The 19,113-nt window shown below is 47.3% G+C and carries 9 protein-coding genes; 4 read left to right on the top strand and 5 right to left on the bottom strand.

What is annotated here, in order from left to right; genetic code table 11:
- Positions 1 to 31: 31 nt before the first annotated feature.
- Positions 32 to 2,017, bottom strand: a complete 1,986-nt coding sequence (locus TBC1_RS00040; RefSeq protein WP_062042586.1) for an OPT family oligopeptide transporter — start codon at positions 2,015 to 2,017, stop codon at positions 32 to 34.
- Between the two features lie 429 nt (positions 2,018 to 2,446).
- Here TBC1_RS00040 and TBC1_RS00035 point away from each other — a divergent pair, with 429 nt between their 5' ends.
- Positions 2,447 to 4,264 (top strand): Ig-like domain repeat protein, encoded by a 1,818-nt coding sequence (locus tag TBC1_RS00035; RefSeq protein WP_062036713.1) that lies wholly within the window; start codon positions 2,447 to 2,449, stop codon positions 4,262 to 4,264.
- On the opposite strand, the gene TBC1_RS17895 is transcribed toward TBC1_RS00035, so the two are convergent.
- Entirely contained in the window at positions 4,251 to 4,406 is a 156-nt protein-coding gene (locus TBC1_RS17895; RefSeq protein WP_154669503.1) for a hypothetical protein, read from the bottom strand. The two genes, TBC1_RS00035 and TBC1_RS17895, sit on opposite strands and share 14 nt — an antisense overlap.
- A gap of 462 nt (positions 4,407 to 4,868) precedes the next feature.
- On the opposite strand from TBC1_RS17895, the gene ileS reads away from it, so the two are divergent.
- The 3 genes from ileS to TBC1_RS00020 all read left to right on the top strand — a co-directional run bounded on the left by ileS (position 4,869) and on the right by TBC1_RS00020 (position 9,445).
- Positions 4,869 to 8,228 (top strand): isoleucine--tRNA ligase, encoded by a 3,360-nt coding sequence (gene ileS, locus TBC1_RS00030; protein WP_062036710.1) that lies wholly within the window; start codon positions 4,869 to 4,871, stop codon positions 8,226 to 8,228.
- A 41-nt stretch (positions 8,229 to 8,269) separates the two neighbouring features.
- The gene (locus tag TBC1_RS00025; protein WP_062036707.1) at positions 8,270 to 8,674 is read left to right on the top strand and encodes a TraR/DksA family transcriptional regulator; all 405 of its coding nucleotides are present in this window, start codon (positions 8,270 to 8,272) and stop codon (positions 8,672 to 8,674) included.
- 114 nt (positions 8,675 to 8,788) lie between these two features.
- Positions 8,789 to 9,445: a lipoprotein signal peptidase gene (locus TBC1_RS00020; RefSeq protein WP_062036704.1), complete on the top strand. Its 657-nt coding sequence runs from the start codon at positions 8,789 to 8,791 to the stop codon at positions 9,443 to 9,445.
- Between the two features lie 198 nt (positions 9,446 to 9,643).
- On the opposite strand, the gene TBC1_RS00015 is transcribed toward TBC1_RS00020, so the two are convergent.
- From TBC1_RS00015 to TBC1_RS00005, 3 genes are all read right to left on the bottom strand, one after another.
- On the bottom strand, positions 9,644 to 12,034 hold the full coding sequence (locus TBC1_RS00015) for an OmpA family protein (RefSeq protein WP_062036701.1): 2,391 nt from the start codon (positions 12,032 to 12,034) through the stop codon (positions 9,644 to 9,646).
- Positions 12,035 to 12,093: 59 nt separating this feature from the next.
- The gene (locus TBC1_RS00010; protein WP_062036698.1) at positions 12,094 to 13,011 is read right to left on the bottom strand and encodes a PorP/SprF family type IX secretion system membrane protein; all 918 of its coding nucleotides are present in this window, start codon (positions 13,009 to 13,011) and stop codon (positions 12,094 to 12,096) included.
- A 27-nt stretch (positions 13,012 to 13,038) separates the two neighbouring features.
- On the bottom strand, positions 13,039 to 19,113 hold a 6,075-nt coding region (locus TBC1_RS00005), incomplete at its 5' end, for a T9SS type B sorting domain-containing protein (RefSeq protein ID WP_137305311.1).

The raw sequence follows: 19,113 nt of genomic DNA, 5'->3' as shown, positions 1-19,113 counted from the left end.
TCCGGCCTTCCCCCGCCATTGAACATCCGGATTATGCTTCTGTCTCCGGTTTAGCCCGGAGCGACTCCCAGACCACATAACCGCAGATCACGACAAACATAAGCAGGGCAAGGGCTTCCGCGGCGTTTGATTCAAACCATTCAGCGTTCACATAATTGATGCCTCCGAATTTGAGCATGGCGCTTACCACGCCCATCAGTGCACCGCCGGCGATAAATCCGGAAGCGATGAGGGTACCGCGTTCCTTGCGCGCCTGATTGAGTTTTGCGTCCTTCGAACGGGTAGTCACAACCCAGGCGATGATGCCGCCCACCAGCAGGGGCGTATTGAGTTCGAGCGGGATAAACATTCCAAGCGCAAAAGCCAGGGCCGGTACGCCGATCATGGTAAGGATCAGCGAAAGGAAAGCGCCGGCTGCATAGAGCATCCAGGGTGCAGCCTTACCCGACATCATCGGCTCGATGACGGCGGCCATGGCATTGGCCTGGGGGGCAACCAGCGCATTTTCACCGGTAAAGCCGTAAGTCTCATTCAGAATCATGATTACACCACCAACGGTCGCAGCCGACACCAGGGTTCCCATAAACTTCCAGGTCTGTTGTTTGTAGGGCGATGAGCCCAGCCAGTAACCGATTTTAAGGTCGGTGATAAAGCCCCCGGCCATGGAAAGCGCCGTACATACCACTCCTCCGATGATCAGCGCGGCCACCATACCGGCGGTTCCCGACAAGCCGGCCCAGACAAGCACCAGCGAGGTGATGATCAGCGTCATCAGCGTCATGCCCGAAACCGGGTTGGTTCCCACAATGGCAATGGCGTTGGCGGCAACGGTGGTAAACAGAAAGGCAATCACCATCACGATGGCAAGGGCGATCAGCGCCTGTGAAAGGTTATTGACCACTCCGAACATAAAGAAGACAAATATTACCACGGTGGTGAGCAGAATACCGCCAAGAATGATTTTCATCGGCAGGTCGCGCTGGGTGCGTTTATTGTTGGCGCTTACCGCCTGCTTACCCGACAGTTCCTTCACCGCGAGCCCGAAAGCACTTTTAATGATTCCGCTTGAGCGGATAATGCCGATGATGCCGGCCATGGCAATCCCGCCGATGCCAATATGCCTGACGTAATTGCGGAATATCTCTTCGGGCGACATCTGGCTGATCAGTGCGGTAACATTGGCGCCTACGGCCAGGGTTTGACCCTCGGCAAAATGCGAAATCACCGGGATAATCACATACCATCCCACAAAAGACCCGGCGGTGATGATGGCGGCATACTTCAGTCCTATGATGTAGCCAAGGCCCATAACGGCGGCACCCACATTCATTTTAAATACAATCTTGAACTTATCGGCGATCATCTCGCCGGCCGGAATCACGCGGGTGGTAAACACTTCGCTCCACCATCCGAAAGTGGCAATGATAAAATCGTAGATTCCGCCGATCAGCCCCGCAACAAGCAGCAGCCGGGCCTGGCTTCCCCCCTTTTCGCCCGAAACAAGTACCTCGGTGGTGGCGGTGGCTTCCGGAAAGGGATACTTGCCATGCATATCCGACACAAAATATTTACGGAAAGGGATCAGGAACAGAATTCCCAGAAATCCGCCAAGCAGCGAAGAGAGAAATACCTGGTAAAAGTGGGCTTCCAGGTTAAGGATATAAAGCGCCGGCAGCGTAAAGATGGCGCCGGCAACAATCACGCCCGAGCTGGCGCCTATCGACTGGATAATCACATTCTCGCCCAGCGCATTCTTTCTTTTGGATGCGGCGGATAAACCCACCGCAATAATGGCAATGGGGATGGCAGCTTCGAACACCTGCCCGATTTTCAGCCCCAGGTAAGCGGCTGCGGCTGAAAAGATCACGGCCATCAGCAGGCCAAGCAATACCGAACGCAGGTTTACTTCAGGGTAGACCTTCTGAGGAGACATCACCGGTTTGTACTCTTCGCCCGGCTTCAATTCGCTGTAGGCATTTTCAGGTAAGCCTTTGATTTCTGGTTTGTGCTCGTCCATATCCATTAGTTTACAGGTTTGCTGAAAGTTTGATCCGCAAATTTAAGGATTTCGGATTGTGAAATTATGATTCAGTTAACAGAAACAGTTTGCGAATCATGAACATTGTCTCAGGCGCATTAGGACAACTCATTTAAAAATGAATTCTACTCAAAACATTTTATCACAATTCCGATATCCGAAATGAAAATAAACTCATAATTCTTTAAAACATGTGAAACTTTCAGTAACCGGCAACGGAATTCGGTAAATACGCTGAATGAATAATTTGAATGAATAAACTATAAAAATGATTTAAAAATTAAATATATTTTACATGCATAATATTCACCTGAAAACTTTATATATTTGCCGGAAGCTGTAATCGATAAAATTTTAAAGTATCGTCAACGGATAAACTATTTATAATTACTTAATACATATCTATTTATGAAAAGAATCCTTTTATCCTTTCTGGTATTGGCGTTTTCAATGATCTCATGCAAAAAAGATGATCAGGACCCTGTCGAAAAAGGAGACCTGAATGTTATCGTAACCATTAACGGCTATCAGTTATCAGCAGGGGCAGAAATATATACAAATCCTGCATCGAAACAGGGAGTAACCGATGAATTTGGCTCGGTGCTCCTTACCGGACTCGATGCAGGAAGTTACGAGATTTATGCAAACCTGGAGAATGTCGGTTCCGGAAAATCTGTAGTGAAAGTTAAAGCCGATGAACTTTCTGAAGTACGAATCAATATAATCGCGGGAATATATGTCGGTCTGGCCCCGACCATAGATATTATCCTGCCAGGTGTGCCCGCAGAATTTACACATGGCGAAGCAATCACCTTTAGTGCCGTGATTGAGGATGATAAAACACCCCATGCAGAAATAGATGTAAAATGGGAAAGTGATCTGGATGGCATTCTTAATTCCGATTCTCCGGATGAGAGTGGGAATGTCTCATTCTCAACAGCTTCGCTTTCGAGGGGACTGCATAAGATTACCCTGACCGCAACGGATTCGGAAGATTATACTTCAACCGCCACCTTAAACGTAAGCACCCTGGCTCCGGGAGCTGTCACGCTGCTGCAACCCGTAAAAAATGAAGGAACGGTTATACTTACATGGACAGAATATCAGCAATCAGATTTTCTGAAATATGAAGTATACCGGTCACAAACCAATTATTCGGGCGAAAATTTCGAACTTATCAGTACCCTGACGGACAAAAACCAGACAACCTACACTGACCTGACCCCTCCCCTTGAATTTCAGGTAAGCTACTACATCAGGGTAACCAATTCGGATGAAAACTCAAGAAACAGCAATATTGAGGTGGTGGATTCACCCAGTGGATACATTTTCAACTTTCAGGCTTCCGATATGCTGAAGCACCCGACACAACCATACATATACCTTGTCAACCAGGGCGGGCAGAAACTTATAAAGTTCGATTATATCAATATGCAGGTGGTTACGGAGACCACCCTTCAGGGCAACATCGGATATTGTGATATCGGAGATAACGGTTTCGGTGTGGAAATTTATGCCCCCAGCAATGATGGCTGGATTTATGTCTACAGTGCCGATGATTTGAGACAGACCACATCCATCAGTACCGGACTTTCTACAAAAAGCGTTGTGATCAACGGACTGGGCCATGTAATTGCCTCTGTTTTTCCCTCTCCCTGGTGGGAACAACCCGTCAGAACCTACATGAGAAGCACCGGAATCAATATTGACGGGAATGGCGATTTTGACGGGGACAGGTTGAGAATGATCCCGGGTAAAAATGAAATAATATCGATATCCACCAGCGTCAGCCCGACGGATATGGAATATTTTAAACTGACAGACAATGGCATGTTTGAAATGCATCAGGACGATCCCTACCATGGAGATTACCCCCTGAATGCGAATATTTTCAGGATTTCGCCAAGCGGGGAATATTCCATCACATCAAACTCGGGTGCTGTTTATTATGCAAACAGTTCGATGGAATATAAAGGACAACTTCAGCACGGAACGCTGAAGTTTTCGGATTTTGCTTTCAATGATGACGGATCCGTGATTTATGCCGCCACCAGTAACCGTAAATCAATCCAGATCGGGTACTATCCTTCATTGATACGAGAAAATGAAATACTGACCCGCGGGTTCCCGGTTTTTATTATCAGGGACGGAAATAAGATCATATCCCTGAGTAAATCGAACGAAAACGCTGTCAATACGGGCATCGAAATTATCAATCTGCCGTAGCTCTGACATCCTTAAAAAAGCCGGGGTGCTTCTCTTCAGGATATATCCTGTGAAACAGCACATGCTGATCTGTGCTGAAGAATGCAACCTCCTGAAAATAAATCAGGAAATTTCCGGGCTGATCTTCAGAATTCAGGATCATTACTATTGTTTTGCCATGTACTTGCTGGTAATGACAATCTCAGCCTTGTCCGGTTGATTGGGATTATTCGCTAAATGAGGTGCCGGTTTTTCGCCATCCCGATTTTCGTTTGGCCGTACAAAATCCAATAATTGTAATGAAAGAAACTATCAGCATGGGTTAAAAACCAATCCACCAAATAGTATCTTGTTGGATATTAACGCAATAAGCATTTACACGGAATTCCCCGGGGCATCACGGAGTAAGGCAGAGAAGAACATAACCCTCTGTGAATCTCTGTGTAACTATTCTATAAATTACACTTCGGATTACAAAGTACATCTTAGCTACTGCATATCAAATAACGAAATACCCGTTGATTGCCATTGTCTTTCAAAATAAAACCATTCATCCGCTTTAATATCAGGATTTTTCCTAATTTTGCCCCTCTTTTGGGAATAGCCTGTAACTACTTTTAAATTAATGAAGAAATATCCTGAATACAAGCAACTTAACCTCACCTCCATCAGCAAGGAAGTGCTGAACAGGTGGGAAGAAGAAAATGTGTTTAAGCAAAGTCTGGAAATCCGCAAAGAGAGCCGTCCCTACATTTTTTACGAAGGACCGCCCTCTGCCAACGGAACTCCCGGCATTCACCATGTGATGGCCCGCGCCATCAAGGATATTTTCTGCCGTTACAAAACCATGAAGGGTTTCCTGGTGAACCGCAAAGCCGGCTGGGACACCCACGGGCTGCCCATCGAGATAGCCGTTGAAAAAACCCTGGGCATCACCAAGGAAGATATCGGGAAAAAGATTTCGGTGGACGAATACAACAAAGCCTGCCGCAAGGAGGTGATGAAGTACAAGGATATGTGGGACGACCTTACCCGCCGCATCGGCTATTGGGTGGACCTGGATCATCCGTACATCACCTTCGACAACAAGTATATTGAATCGGTATGGTACCTGCTTTCAAAGCTTTATGAAAAAGGGCTGCTTTACAAGGGCTATACCATACAGCCATTCTCCCCTGCAGCCGGCACGGGCCTCAGCACCCATGAGTTGAACCAGCCCGGCTGCTACCGCAACGTGAAGGACAATACGGTTGTGGCACAGTTTAAAGTAATCAGCAACGCCCTATCTGAAAAGCTGTTCAGCGATATTCACGGAGAGCTCTTCTTCCTGGCATGGACCACCACCCCCTGGACATTGCCCAGCAATACCGCCCTTGCCGTCGGGAAAGACATTGAGTACCTGAAGGTGAAAACCTTCAATCCCTATACCAGCCTGCCCATCACGGTAATCCTTGCAAAAGACCTTTTCGGGAAATATTTCCCCGAAAAGAATGCGGAGCTGAAACTGGCAGATTATGAAGCCGGTCAGAAAGCCATCCCGTTTGAAGTCTGCGGCAGCCACAAAGGCAGTGAACTTGAGGGAATCCGCTATGAGCAACTGCTTCCGTATGCCCAGCCCGCCGAAGGCGATGCCTTCCGCGTGGTTACCGGCGATTTCGTTACTACCGAGGACGGTACCGGTATCGTGCACATTGCGCCCAGCTTTGGCGCCGATGACTTTAAGGCGGGGAAACAAAACGGCATAGGATCGCTTACGCTGGTCGACCGTCAGGGCCGCTTTACGGAAGAGATGGGCGAATTCGCGGGCCGTTACGTCAAGGCTGAATATGCGCCAGACTATGATCCCGGCAAGGAAGACAACGTTGATATCGACATCATCGTCAAGCTGAAAAAAGAAAACCGGGCCTTCAAAACGGAGAAATACGAGCACTCCTATCCGCATTGCTGGAGGACGGACAAGCCCATCCTCTATTACCCGCTCGACAGCTGGTTTATCCGCACCACCGCTTACCGCGACGAGATGCTTTCGCTGAACAGAACCATCAACTGGAAGCCTGAGGCTACCGGCACCGGCCGCTTTGGCAACTGGCTCGAAAACCTGGTTGACTGGAACCTCAGCCGTTCGCGCTACTGGGGAACCCCTCTGCCCATCTGGGTGAGTGAAGACAAATCGGAAGAACGCTGCATCTCATCGGTGGCTCAGCTCAAGGCGGAGATTGAGAAATCGGTGGCTGCCGGATTTATGAAGGAAAACCCGCTGGCGGCCTATATCCCCGGCGACAACTCGGAAGAAAACTACAACACCTTCGACCTTCACCGGCCTTACGCCGACGACATCGTGCTGGTATCGCCGTCAGGCAAACCCATGCACCGCGAAACCGACCTGATTGATGTATGGTTCGATTCCGGCGCCATGCCTTTTGCACAGTTTCACTATCCTTTCGAAAACAAGGAAACCCTCGACCGCTATTTCCCGGCCGATTTTATCGCGGAAGGCGTTGACCAGACCCGCGGATGGTTCTTTACCCTCCACGCCATTGCAACCATGGTCTTCGATTCGGTATCGTTCAAAACGGTGGTTTCAAACGGGCTTGTGCTCGACAAAAGCGGGAACAAGATGTCGAAACGGCTGGGCAATGCTGTTGATCCCTTCGACACCATCGAGAAATACGGCCCCGATGCCACCCGATGGTACATGATCACCAACGCCCAGCCTTGGGACAACCTTAAGTTCGACCTGGAAGGGGTGGCCGAAGTACAGCGGAAATTCTTCGGAACGCTTTACAACACCTACAGCTTCTTTGCGCTTTACGCCAACATCGACGGCTTTACCTATGCCGAGCCGGAAGTTGAGCTGCATGAACGCCCCGAAATTGACCGCTGGATACTGTCGGAACTGAACAGCCTGATCAGCGCCGTTGACGGATATTACGACGACTACGAGCCGACCAAGGCCGGGCGTGCAATTGCCGATTTTGTGGATGAGCACCTCAGCAACTGGTATGTAAGGCTTTCGCGCCGCCGTTTCTGGAAGGGCGAGTATTCAACCGACAAGATTTCGGCATACCAGACGTTGTATAAATGCCTTGAAACCGTGGCAATACTATCGGCACCCATTGCACCTTTCTTCAGCGAGCGGCTGTTTACCGACCTTAACGGCATCACCGGGCGCAACCGGGCCACCTCGGTTCATCTGGCCGACTTCAGCACTGCCGATCAGAGCCAGATCGACAAGGGACTGGAAGAGCGCATGCAGCTGGCCCAGCGCATCTCGAGCATGGTGCTCTCGCTCCGGAAGCAGCACCGCATCAGGGTCCGTCAGCCGCTGAGCCGGATTATGATCCCCGTGAGCGGTGCACACCAGAAAGAACAGATCGATGCCGTGAAAAACCTGATTCTTTCCGAAGTTAACATCAAGGATATAGAATACATCTCCGGAAGCGGCATCCTGGTAAAGAAAATCAAACCCAACTTCAAGGCGCTGGGACCCCGTTACGGCAAACTGATGAAACAAATTGCCGCGGCGCTCTCCGCTGCCGGACAGGATGAAATCAATGCCTATGAAACGCATCAGGCCCTGACCCTGAGCATTGAGGGTGAACAGGTCAGCCTGATTGCCGGAGATGCTGAGGTCATCACCGAGGATATTCCCGGATGGGTGGTGGCCACCGAAGGCAATTTAACCGTTGCCCTCGACGTTACCATCACTGATCAGCTCAGGGACGAAGGATTGGCCCGTGAACTGGTCAACCGCATCCAGAATATCCGCAAGGAAAAAGACTTCGAGGTAACCGATAAAATCAGGCTCGAAATCGAGAAAAACAACGGGCTTACCACAGCCCTGAGTAATAATTATTCGTATATTTGTTCAGAGACCCTGGCGGACTCACTTGTACATGTTGTTTCGATAGATAAAGAGAAACGCATTGTTGTTGAACTCGCCGACGACCTGCAGGCAGCAATCAGCGTGGAACGCATCAGCTGAGAGGCAGACAACAGGACTTTGAACCAAAAACCACCAAGGCCATGAAAAAACAAGAAACACAGGATGAAAATGTAAAAAACCGGTATTCAGACGAAGAACTGGAGGAATTCCGCCAGATCATCCTGGCTAAACTGGAAAAAGCCCGTAAAGACCTCAAAATGCTGACTGAAGCCTTTGCCAACAGCAATGAGCACGACATCAGCGATACCTCCCCTACCTTCAAGGTGCTGGAAGAAGGTTACCAGGTGAATTCAAAGGAAGAAAACAGCAAGCTGGCTGCCCGTCAGGATAAGTTTATCAAAGCGCTGGAAAACGCGCTGATCCGTATCGAAAACAAAACCTACGGCATCTGCAGGGTCACCGGGAAGCTGATTTCCAAAGAACGCCTGCGCATTGTTCCGCATGCCACCCTGAGCATCGAAGCCAAACTGAACCAGCCCAAGTAAGCTGCGCATTTCATGTTTTCCGGCATTTACTTCAGCAAAATAACCTGCCCGGGATTGGGTTTGCCGGTAAACGCCGGAAGCCACCAACCTGTCAGCATGAAAATCCGTTAAGCCTTGAAAAAACCGCTGACCATCGTAGGAATCATCCTGCTTATTGACCAGTCTGTAAAATTCTGGATAAAAACCAACATGAGCCTTGGCCAGGAGTATAAAGTCCTGGGAGATTGGTTTATTATCCATTTTACCGAAAACCCAGGCATGGCGTTCGGGCTTGAATTTGCCGGCGAATACGGCAAACTGGCCCTGAGCATCTTCCGGATCATCGCCATTATAGGCATCTTTTATTACCTCTGGAAAATCACCCGCAAGGAGGTCCACACCGGATTGCTGGTCAGTCTATCGCTGGTATTGGCCGGCGCCATGGGCAATATGATCGACAGTGCTTTCTACGGCATGCTCTTCAGCAGCAGCAACTATTTTGAGGTGGCGCGCTTCCTGCCCACCGAAGGCGGATATGCCACATTCCTGCATGGTAAGGTGGTGGATATGCTTTATTTCCCCATTATTCAGGGATATTATCCTTCGTGGGTGCCCTTGCTGGGTGGCAACGAGTTTGTCTTCTTCAGACCTGTGTTTAATATTGCCGATTCTTCCATTACCATAGGCGTGTTGCTTTTGATCATTTTTCAGAACAAATTCTTCCATACCGCTGAAAAATCCGAAACGGCAGCGGTGGAAGAAAGTGCTGAGAACGCTGAGATTCAGCCGTAATCTTTATAGCATCCGGGAACAGATAAATTTACAAAAAACTGCCATCTCCGGAATCCAACCTGTACTGAATTGTCTATTTCAATGCGACAATTCAGAAAAAAGTTCTACCTTCCATTGAATCTGCAGATCATGCCTATATCAATACAGTGCATAAATGGAAAACCTGTTTGTGTTTATAACTTTCACTTTTATTAAATACTAATCTATGATTACTTTACCTTTTTCGATCCTGACAATATAAGCATCCTTAAATCCCATTGATACTATTTCGCTCATTGTTTTTAAAGCAGTTGCACGATCAGGATAACATCCGGCAACATATTTATTCAGTCTGCCCGATTTGTAAATTTTAATGTCACTTATCCCTTTAAACCAGGGGTCATTTACCGGCAAGATATTGCCTACTTCAGCCAGTTGTATACCATAACAAGCCTCAATATCTTCTTGTGTAAGTGCTGTTAAAGAAGCCACCTGAACGGCAGTTTCTACCTCTTTTACTGTATTCGAAACACTTGTCCGAAGCGAAGGCTGGGTGCTAAAACACTTACGGAAGAATTCAGGATCGAAAAGATAAACATCAACCTCATCGCCGGATGTAAATGTATCGGGGTTAAAGCCATCGTCTGAAATCTGAGGCTGAATACTTAAGATTTTAAATTCTGTGCGGCGGTTTGCCTGATGTTCTTCCTCGGTGCAGCTTACCCCGTCAGAGCATCCGTTTACCAGTCTGTTTTCTCCGTATCCTTTGGCAATAATCCTTGAAGGATCCACACCCTGAAGCACAATGTAACGGACTGCAGCTTCAGCACGTTTTTGTGATAGCTCATCATTATAGGCCTGGCTGGCCCGGCTGTCGGTATGCGATGAAAGTTCAGCAGTAATCGGGTATTTTTTCATGATTTCAACCAGGTTATCCAGTGCAGGTCTGGCATCTTCGCGAATGAACCATTTGTCGAGATCATAATAAATATTTTCAACCCTGAATGATTTATTCACCTCAAGCTTGTCGAGCATAAGAGCTCTGGGTACCTCATAAAGGCCGGCTGTATCGCTGTTTTCAATCCTGAAATTCAGGCAATCGTCAATATATCCGGGCTTAACAGCCTTGGCTATATAAAGTATATTCTTTTCGGCAGGCATGGTAAACTGCCCTTCGGGATCGGTTTCAAGAACTTTGACTTTGTTGGTTTTGGTGTTGAGTACAAAAACTTTGGCTTTTTCAGATGGCTTTCCTGTTGTTTTGTCTTTTACCATTCCTTTCATGGCCAGCATAACCGGCTTTACAACTGGTTTAACAGGAGTTGTTTTAACAGGAGGCCGTGTATTCCTGAAAGCGTAAATATCATCGTTTCCTTCTCCCCCGGGGCGGTTCGAACTGAAGAACCCCGATTTCATATCAGGTGCAACTGCAATGGAAAAGTCGTCGTAAGATGAATTTATTGGGGTGTGAAGGTTTTCGGGTTCCGACCACTGACCATCAGCAAACCGGCAAACATAGAGGTCAAGGCCACCATATCCGGGCAAGCCGTCAGAAGCAAAATAAAGTAACGTGTCATTTACCAGAGTCGGAAAAACTTCATTGCCAAAAGTGTTGATTTGTTTACCCAGACTTACCGGGGTTGACCATGATCCGCCTGTTAGTTCAGACAAGTATAAGTCTGATCCGCCTTTCCCTCCGGGCATATCAGAGGCAAAAATCATTGTTTTACCGTCTTTGCTCGCGGTTGGATGTCCGGTTGAGTAACCATCGCTGTTGTGCGGAAAAGCTTTATAATCAATCTTGTCTTCAAGAGATGAATAATAAATCTTGAGCATGTACGTGAGTACACTATTACCTTCCTTTCTTACTTTTTCTACTTTGGTTCGGGTAAGGTAGATTGATTTGTTGTCGGGTGTAAAGAAAGCTGGTCCATCGTGAAACGTTTGATTAAACTTTGACGACATGGAAACCGGCTCGTTCATGTCGCGCCAATAATCTTTGAAGAATTTAGGTTCTGCCTGGTAAAGATTCAAATAATTGAAGTTGGTCCAGCCGTATCTTTTATTTTCGAGTAAGCTAGGGTTTCTATCCGAGGTATAAACCAATCCGTTTTCGAAGAAGGCAGGTCCAAAATCTGAGTACCTGGAGTTAAGGTTTTTAACATTTCTGATCTCGGAAGTTGGCGGGAATTGCTGCCATTCTTCCATCAATCCGCAAAACCTGGCATATGCCTCACCACGGGGATCATCGGGTTGAAGGGAAGCATATTTAAGAAAAGCCTCCTGCGCAAGTGCGTACTCCTGTAAGGTCCGGTATGCTTGTCCAAGATAGAAGTAATTGACCGGGTCGATGTTGCTGAATTCGGTAGCTCTCAGATACCAGGATCTGGCCTCTTCGGCATTATTGACAAACCGGTAACAATCGGCCAGCCTGAGGGTTGCCTCTTTCCTCACTTCATCTTTTTTACTCCTTGTTGCCTTTTGATACAAAGGAATTGCCTTGGAGTATTTATAAAGGTTAAAGTTACGGTTGGCCTTTTTTATCTGGGCAAAGCTTTCTGAGGCTGTTGCCAGCAGAATTACCGAAAGCAGAATTGTTATTTTCTTCATCTTACCTTTAATTAAGCGCTGATATCCGGTCTGGTTCACTCTGAAATATTGTTACAGAATCAAAAAAAGAAACGTGGCGTAAGCATTCTCTCTTTGTAAATGTCGAGGTCGAAGCCGAGTCTGAATTCATGCGAACCTTTGTTATGTGGAAGAATCTCATTCAGATAATAATCATAGGAATATCCTACCCTGAACTTTTCCGAAATTCTGAACTCTGTCATGAAAACCAGTGCCTTTTCAGTTCTGTATGACATTCCGATCCAGAAGATATTATCAAAAAGCACACTGGCATTAACATCAACCTGCAGAGGGGCATTTTTTACAAATTTAGCCAATACAGAGGGCCTGAAAACAATTTTTTCGTCTATTGGTATAGCCCCGCCTGCCAGGCCATAAAAGTGGCGAAGCAGTTTGGTGTAGGTGGTTTTTCCATCCACCTGCACCATACCGTATTCATTCTGAAACAATTGTTTTGAAGATACTCCGGCAAAAAACCGGTTATTCTGATAATAAATTCCGAAATTGGCATCAGGGGTAAACCGCTGAAATTCCTCAGGAGTAAAAGTAAAATCAGGGTCTTCAACATTGATCTGCCGCCAGTCAAAATCAAAATATTTGAATCCGGCCTGCAGCCCGAAAGACAAAATACTTTTACCCATGAGCAGGCGATAAGCATAAGTGGCCATCAACCCCTGGTTTTTGGTTGGCCCCAGCACATCCTGATAAGCGTATATACCCAGTCCGACTTTAAAGTTTCGGGTGGGCATATGTGCTCCTACTGTAAATGTGCGCGGCGCACCATCAATGCCCACCCATTGATAGCGGTTAAGCATATCAATGGTGAGCATTTCATGACTACCTGCATAAGCCGGGTTCAGTGCCAGCTTGTTAAACATATACTGGCTGAAAAGCGGATCCTGTTGGGCGAATGCCGTGATACTGAAGAACAGGAAAATTAGACCGGTTAACTTTTTCATAGTACTTTGTTTTTTCATTTTTCAGAATCAGTCTTCGCTCCTTACATAAATCCATCCTGTGAATGTTTTCACATCCTTGATTTCGAGAATGTAATAGTAAGTGCCATCGGGTACCCTGTCGCCACGTTTGTTGGTGGCATCCCAGGCAACTCCGTCGTTGTCGTAATTTCTGCTTTCCCAGATTTTGGTACCCCAGCGGTTGAATATCTTCACCTCATTGTCGGGGAACCCTTCTATACCCTTAATCTTCCAGGTATCGTTCATTCCGTCGCCATTGGGCGAAACTCCGTTGTAAATAACCAGATCTTCAATCTGAGGTTCGGGCATTACCTGAATGTAAACCATAGCTTCGGCACACTGCATCGGCTCACCCTTATCGCAGATACGGTAGCATATTGAATCGGCACCGCTGTATCCTGCATAAGGTGTATAGGTAATGGTGCCGTTTGAATTTACAACTACCAGACCGTTAACCGGATTTGCACAGATACCGACACTTAAAGCTCCGTTTTCAGGATCAGAATCATTTGCCAGAATGTTGATCGTGATTGGTTTTTCAAATGCAGTAGTGTCGTAATCATCAATTGCAACAGGTGGATAATTGATGCCCTCAAGGAATACCATTACCGAGTCTGTTGACTGACATCCGGTTACAAGATCGGTAACCAAAATATAGAACCGGGTGTGGTCGGTAAGGTTACGTGTAACAGGATTGCTGGTGTTGGCATAATAGAGCAGTGATGAAGGCTGCCAGTTAAAGGCGTATGCTCCCGAACCACCCGTTGCCACCACTTCAAGCATGGTGTTTGTATTGAAAGCAATGGTCTGATCTTCACCTGCATCAACAACTACACTTTCGTAAATGGTAAGCAGCATCTTGTCAGTTGAATTCAAACTACTGCACCCTCCTTCGCCAATTGCTGTCAGGGTAAACTCAACCAATCCCGTTTCATTAATACCAGGTATGTATGTAGGATTGAGTGTGTTTGCATTGAGCAATGTTCCGCTACCTGTAGTTGTCCACAACACTTCTGAGTAATTAGTAGCTGTGGCCATCAGGATTGTGAACTGTTCATTCTGACATATTGCCATATCCGGGCCTGCAGTTGCATAAGGCAACCTGCTGAAGGTAAGTACCATCTGATCAACAGCCGGGGCACAACCTTGTGCAGATTCAGCAGTGATGGTAAGAACCACCTGTCCATTGGCAATATCGCTCACACTTGGAGTGTAAACCGGATTCTGAATATTCGGATTATTGAATATTCCGGTTCCGGAAGTTGTCCAGTATACTGAAGAATGGTACTGAGCAGAACCCCCTGTGAGTGTGAATGAACCTCCTTCGCAGATGTTTGCATCATCACCTGCTGTAACAATTGCCTGACGACTGATCCAAAGAATCATCTGATCAGATACCGGCACACAATTACCAGCTGACTGAGCCGTAAGCGTAAGCATTACTGATCCGGTGATGATGTCGTTGGTGCCAGGTGTGTAAATGGCATTCAGGAGTGTTGCATCGTCGAAACTGCCGTCTCCATTGCTTGTCCACAGGAGTGAAACAGCATTGCCTGCAGTTGCATCTGACAATGTAAGAGTTTCGTTTTCACAAATTCTTGCATTCTCTCCGGCATCAACAATTGCTTGTTTCGTGATGGTAAGAACCATGGCATCCTGCGAATTCTGGCAAGGAGCCTGAGCATAGCCTGTAATTGTAAGTACAACGGATCCATTCAGTATATCAGCAGCACTTGGAGTATAAACAGTATTTACCAACCCTGCATTGCTGAATGTTCCTGAACCGTTGGTAGTCCACAGTACCGATTGAGCGAATGCTGCGGAAGCACCGCTAAGCGTGTGGACTGATCCTTCGCAGATGGCTGCATCATCACCGGCATTTACATTAGTTTGCCTGTAGATGGTAAGTACCATTTCATCAGATACCGGCTGACATGGTTCCGGAGCCTGACCTGTGAGAGTAAGAACAACTATTCCGTTTACTATATCTGTCAGACTTGGAGTATAAACAGCATTCAGTATTGTGGGATCATCAAAGGTTCCAGTTCCTGATGTTGTCCATAACAACGAGGTTGTATTGGTAGCTGATGCATCAAGCAACAAGTGGACTGAACCTTCGCAAATGGTAACATCTGATCCTGCATTAACTGTAACCGTATTGCTGATTGTAAGAATCATCTGATCAGTAGAGGACGGACATGTACCATCAGAGTAAGCAGTCATCGAAAGAATAACCTGACCATCATCAATATCGTTCTGACTTGGATAATAGGTCGGATTTTCCATATACTGGCTGCTGAAAGTTCCAGTACCTGATGTAGTCCAGAATACTGATGTTTCGAACAATGCCGATGCTCCTGACAGGGTATAGCTGCCTCCTGCACAAATGGTTGCATCAGGGCCGGCGTTGGCGATGGCCTGGCGGCTCAGCGTCAGAACCATAAAGTCAGAAACATTGCCGCAAGGTGCCGCTGAAGTTCCGGTAATTGTAAGTACAACAGATCCATTATTAAGATCGGTAAGACTTGGTGTGTAAACCGGATTAATAGCAGTCGGGTCGCTGAAAGTACCGGTACCGCTGGTTGTCCAGAGAACACCAATTACATTAGTTGCAGTTGCCCCGCTTAAGGTATGAGTTTCTCCTTCACAGATAGAAGCATCTGGTCCTGCGTTTACAACTGCCTGCTGACTGATGGAAAGTACCATCTGGTCGCTGGAGTTGCCGCATGGGGCTGCAGATGTTACTGTCATGGTAAGAGTTACCGAACCGTTCAGGATATCGCTGGCACTTGGCGTGTAGGTCGGATTCTGAAGGGTAGCATTATTATAACTTCCAGTTCCGCTGGTTGTCCAGAGTACACCGGTGGCATTGCTGGCCACTGCTGTGCTCAGGGTGTAGGTTGAACCTTCGCAAATCGTTGCATCTTCGCCGGCATTGGCAGAAGCCTGCTGCGGCAGAGTCAGTGTCATAGCATCGCTTACTGTTGCGCAAGGTGCTGTTGAAGTAGCTGTAAGTGTAAGAACTACTGAGCCCGAAGCTACATCGGCTGCACTCGGTGTGTAAACAGGATTGAGTGCTGTTGCATCACTGAATGTACCGGTTCCACTGGTAGTCCAGCTCAGACTCGTATAATCTGAAGCCGTAGCACCTGACAGCAGATATGGAGTTGCTCCGCAACTTGAGGCATCAGGCCCTGCGCTAACAGTTGCCTGGTCATTGATAAAGAGCGTCATGGAATCAGAATCTCCTGTACAAGGCGCTGCAGAATAGGCATTAACAGTAAGAACCACTATGCCGTTCAGAATATCCGATGCACTTGGTGTATAGGTAGCATTCACCACAGTGGGATCTGCAAAGAAACCTGTACCACTGGTAGTCCAGAGAACAGTTGTAGCATTTGATACAACAGCAGTATTTAATGTGTAAGGATTACCCTCACAAATTGTTGCATCATCTCCGGCAGAAGCAGTTGCGGCGAGAATTACATTAAGCACCATACTATCGGTTGATGTTACGCATGGTGAATCAGACTGTGCAGTTAAAGTAAGAGTTACTGTGCCTAATGCAAGATCACCGGCTCCTGGTGTGTAAACCGGGTTAAGCAGAGTAGCATCATTAAAAGAACCGGTACCTGAAGTGGTCCACAGCAAACTGATAAAGTTTCCTGCCGTTGCCCCGGCAATGGCATAAGGCTCAGTCCCGCATGTTGCAGCATCAGGTCCTGCGTTTACGTAAGCCTGTCGGCTGATGGTAAGCAGCATCTGATCCTGATCTATAGCACATGGTGAATTTGATGTTCCTGTTATGGTTAAGATAACTGAACCATTAATGATATCAGAAATACTTGGTGTATAACTCGGATTTACTGCTCCGGCGTTGCTGAAGAAACCAGACCCACTACTTGTCCACAGGACAGATTGTTGATAAATTGCGGTGGCTCCGTTAAGTTCATAAGACGAGCCTTCGCAGATAGTTGCATCGTCACCGGCTGTAACAATAGTCTGCCTGCTGATGTTGATAACCATTTGATCCGTTACATCAGTACAAGGGGCATTTGCAATTCCGGTGAGGGTTAGAGTAACTATTCCAGACGCAATGTCATCCATACTTGGAGTATAAACAGGATTTATAATGGTAGCATCATCAAATGTACCAGTACCATCTGTTGTCCAGAGGATTCCGGTAGTATTAACTGCTGAGGCTGTAGTAACCTGATAAACAGAACCTTCGCAAATCAATGCATCCTCTCCTGCATTTACAGTTACCGGTGCCAGAATTGTCAGGGTCATATCATCCGTATCTGTTGCACAAACACCCGTTGATATTGCAGTCATTGTAAGTACTACAGAACCATCATCAATATCGTTTTGACTTGGTGTGTACACCGGATTAGTGCTGAAAGGACTATTGAAGCTTCCGGTACCAGAAGTTGACCAAATCACCGAGGTATGGTTAATTGCAGTTGCTCCTGATAAATGGTAAGGCGTTGCACCACAGATGGTGGCATCGGGACCTGCATTTGCAACAGCCTGACGGTCAATGGTAAGTACCATAAAGTCAGAGCCTGGCAAACAAGGAGCTGATGGAGTTCCTGTTAAAGTGAGAATTACTGTGCCTGAAGCAATATCATCCGCTGAAGGATTGTATTCAGCATTCAGGATTGTGGGATCTGTGTAATATCCTGTTCCGCTCGTGGTCCACATTATGCTTGAAGCATATTGAGCAGTTGCGTTCTCCAGAATGTAAGAATTCCCTTCACAAATATTTGCATTACTTCCAGCATTAACTACTACATTTCTGCTGATAAACAGGGTCATCTGGTCAATAGCATTTGCACAAGGGGCAACACTATTGGCAGTCATGGTCAGGTATACAAATCCGTCATCAATATCATTTTGACTTGGTGTATAAATCGGGTTCTGAGCTGTTGGATTGCTGAATGAACCGGTACCACTTGTGATCCAAAGGATTGATGCTGCATTTGTTGTCGTTGCATCTGAAATAAAGTAGCTGCCATCTGATTCACAGATGGTTGCATCGATTCCTGCATCGGCCGTGGCCTGCAGGCTGATCGTCAGTACTATATCATCCGTTGCAGATACACACGGGGCGGCAGACTGGGCAGTCAGCGTCAGGATGACGCTTCCGGCGGCAATATCCGCAGCACTTGGGGTGTAGGTCGCAGCAAGGATGCTAGCATCGTCAAAGGTACCTGTGCCGCTGCTGGTCCAGAGCAGGCTGGTGTAATCGGTAGCGGTGGCGGTGCTTAGGGTATAAGTTGATCCTTCACAAATGGTCGCATCGGTTCCGGCGCTTACTAAGGCCTGCGGGTTGATCGTCAGGGTCATCTGGTCTGTATCGCCAACACACGGTGATGCTGAAGTGACCGTCATGGTCAGGATCACTGATCCGTTCAGGATATCGGCTGCACTTGGGGTATAGGTAGCATTAACCAGGTTCACATTGTCGAATGAACCGGTACCATTGCTGCTCCAGTTGACCAGTGTAGCATTGGTGGCGGAGGCAGTTGTCAGTGTGTAAGATGATCCTTCGCAGATGGTTGCATCGGTTCCTGCATCGGCCGTGGCCTGCAGGCTGATCGTCAGTACCATGGCATCGGTTGCAGATACACATGGGGCAGCAGACTGGGCAGTCAGCGTCAGGGTGACGCTTCCGGCAGCAATATCCGCAGCACTCGGGGTGTAGGTGGCAGCAAGGATGGTAGCATCGTCAAATGTGCCCGTGCCGCTTGAAGTCCAGAGCAGGCTGGTGTAATCGGTAGCGGTGGCGGTGCTCAGGGTGTAGGTGGAACCTTCACAGATGGTGGCATCATCGCCGGCGCTGACAATGGCCTGCGGGTTGATCGTCAATACCATAAAGTCAGTGGCATCAACACATCCAGTAGCACTGGTCACGGTGAGTGTGAGTGTTACTGTTCCGTTCAGGATATCGGCTGCACTTGGTGTGTAGGTCGGATCTTCAATGGTGGCATTGCTGAATGAACCTGTTCCGCTTGATGTCCAGGTGATGGTGGCTGCATCGGTTACTGTTGCATCAATGCTATAGCTGCTGCCTTCGCAGAT

The sequence above is a fragment of the Lentimicrobium saccharophilum genome (genome assembly GCF_001192835.1).
GTDB lineage: Bacteria > Bacteroidota > Bacteroidia > Bacteroidales > Lentimicrobiaceae > Lentimicrobium > Lentimicrobium saccharophilum.
Note: the sequence above shows the minus strand (reverse complement) of the source record. Positions and strands in the feature narration are given on the sequence as shown.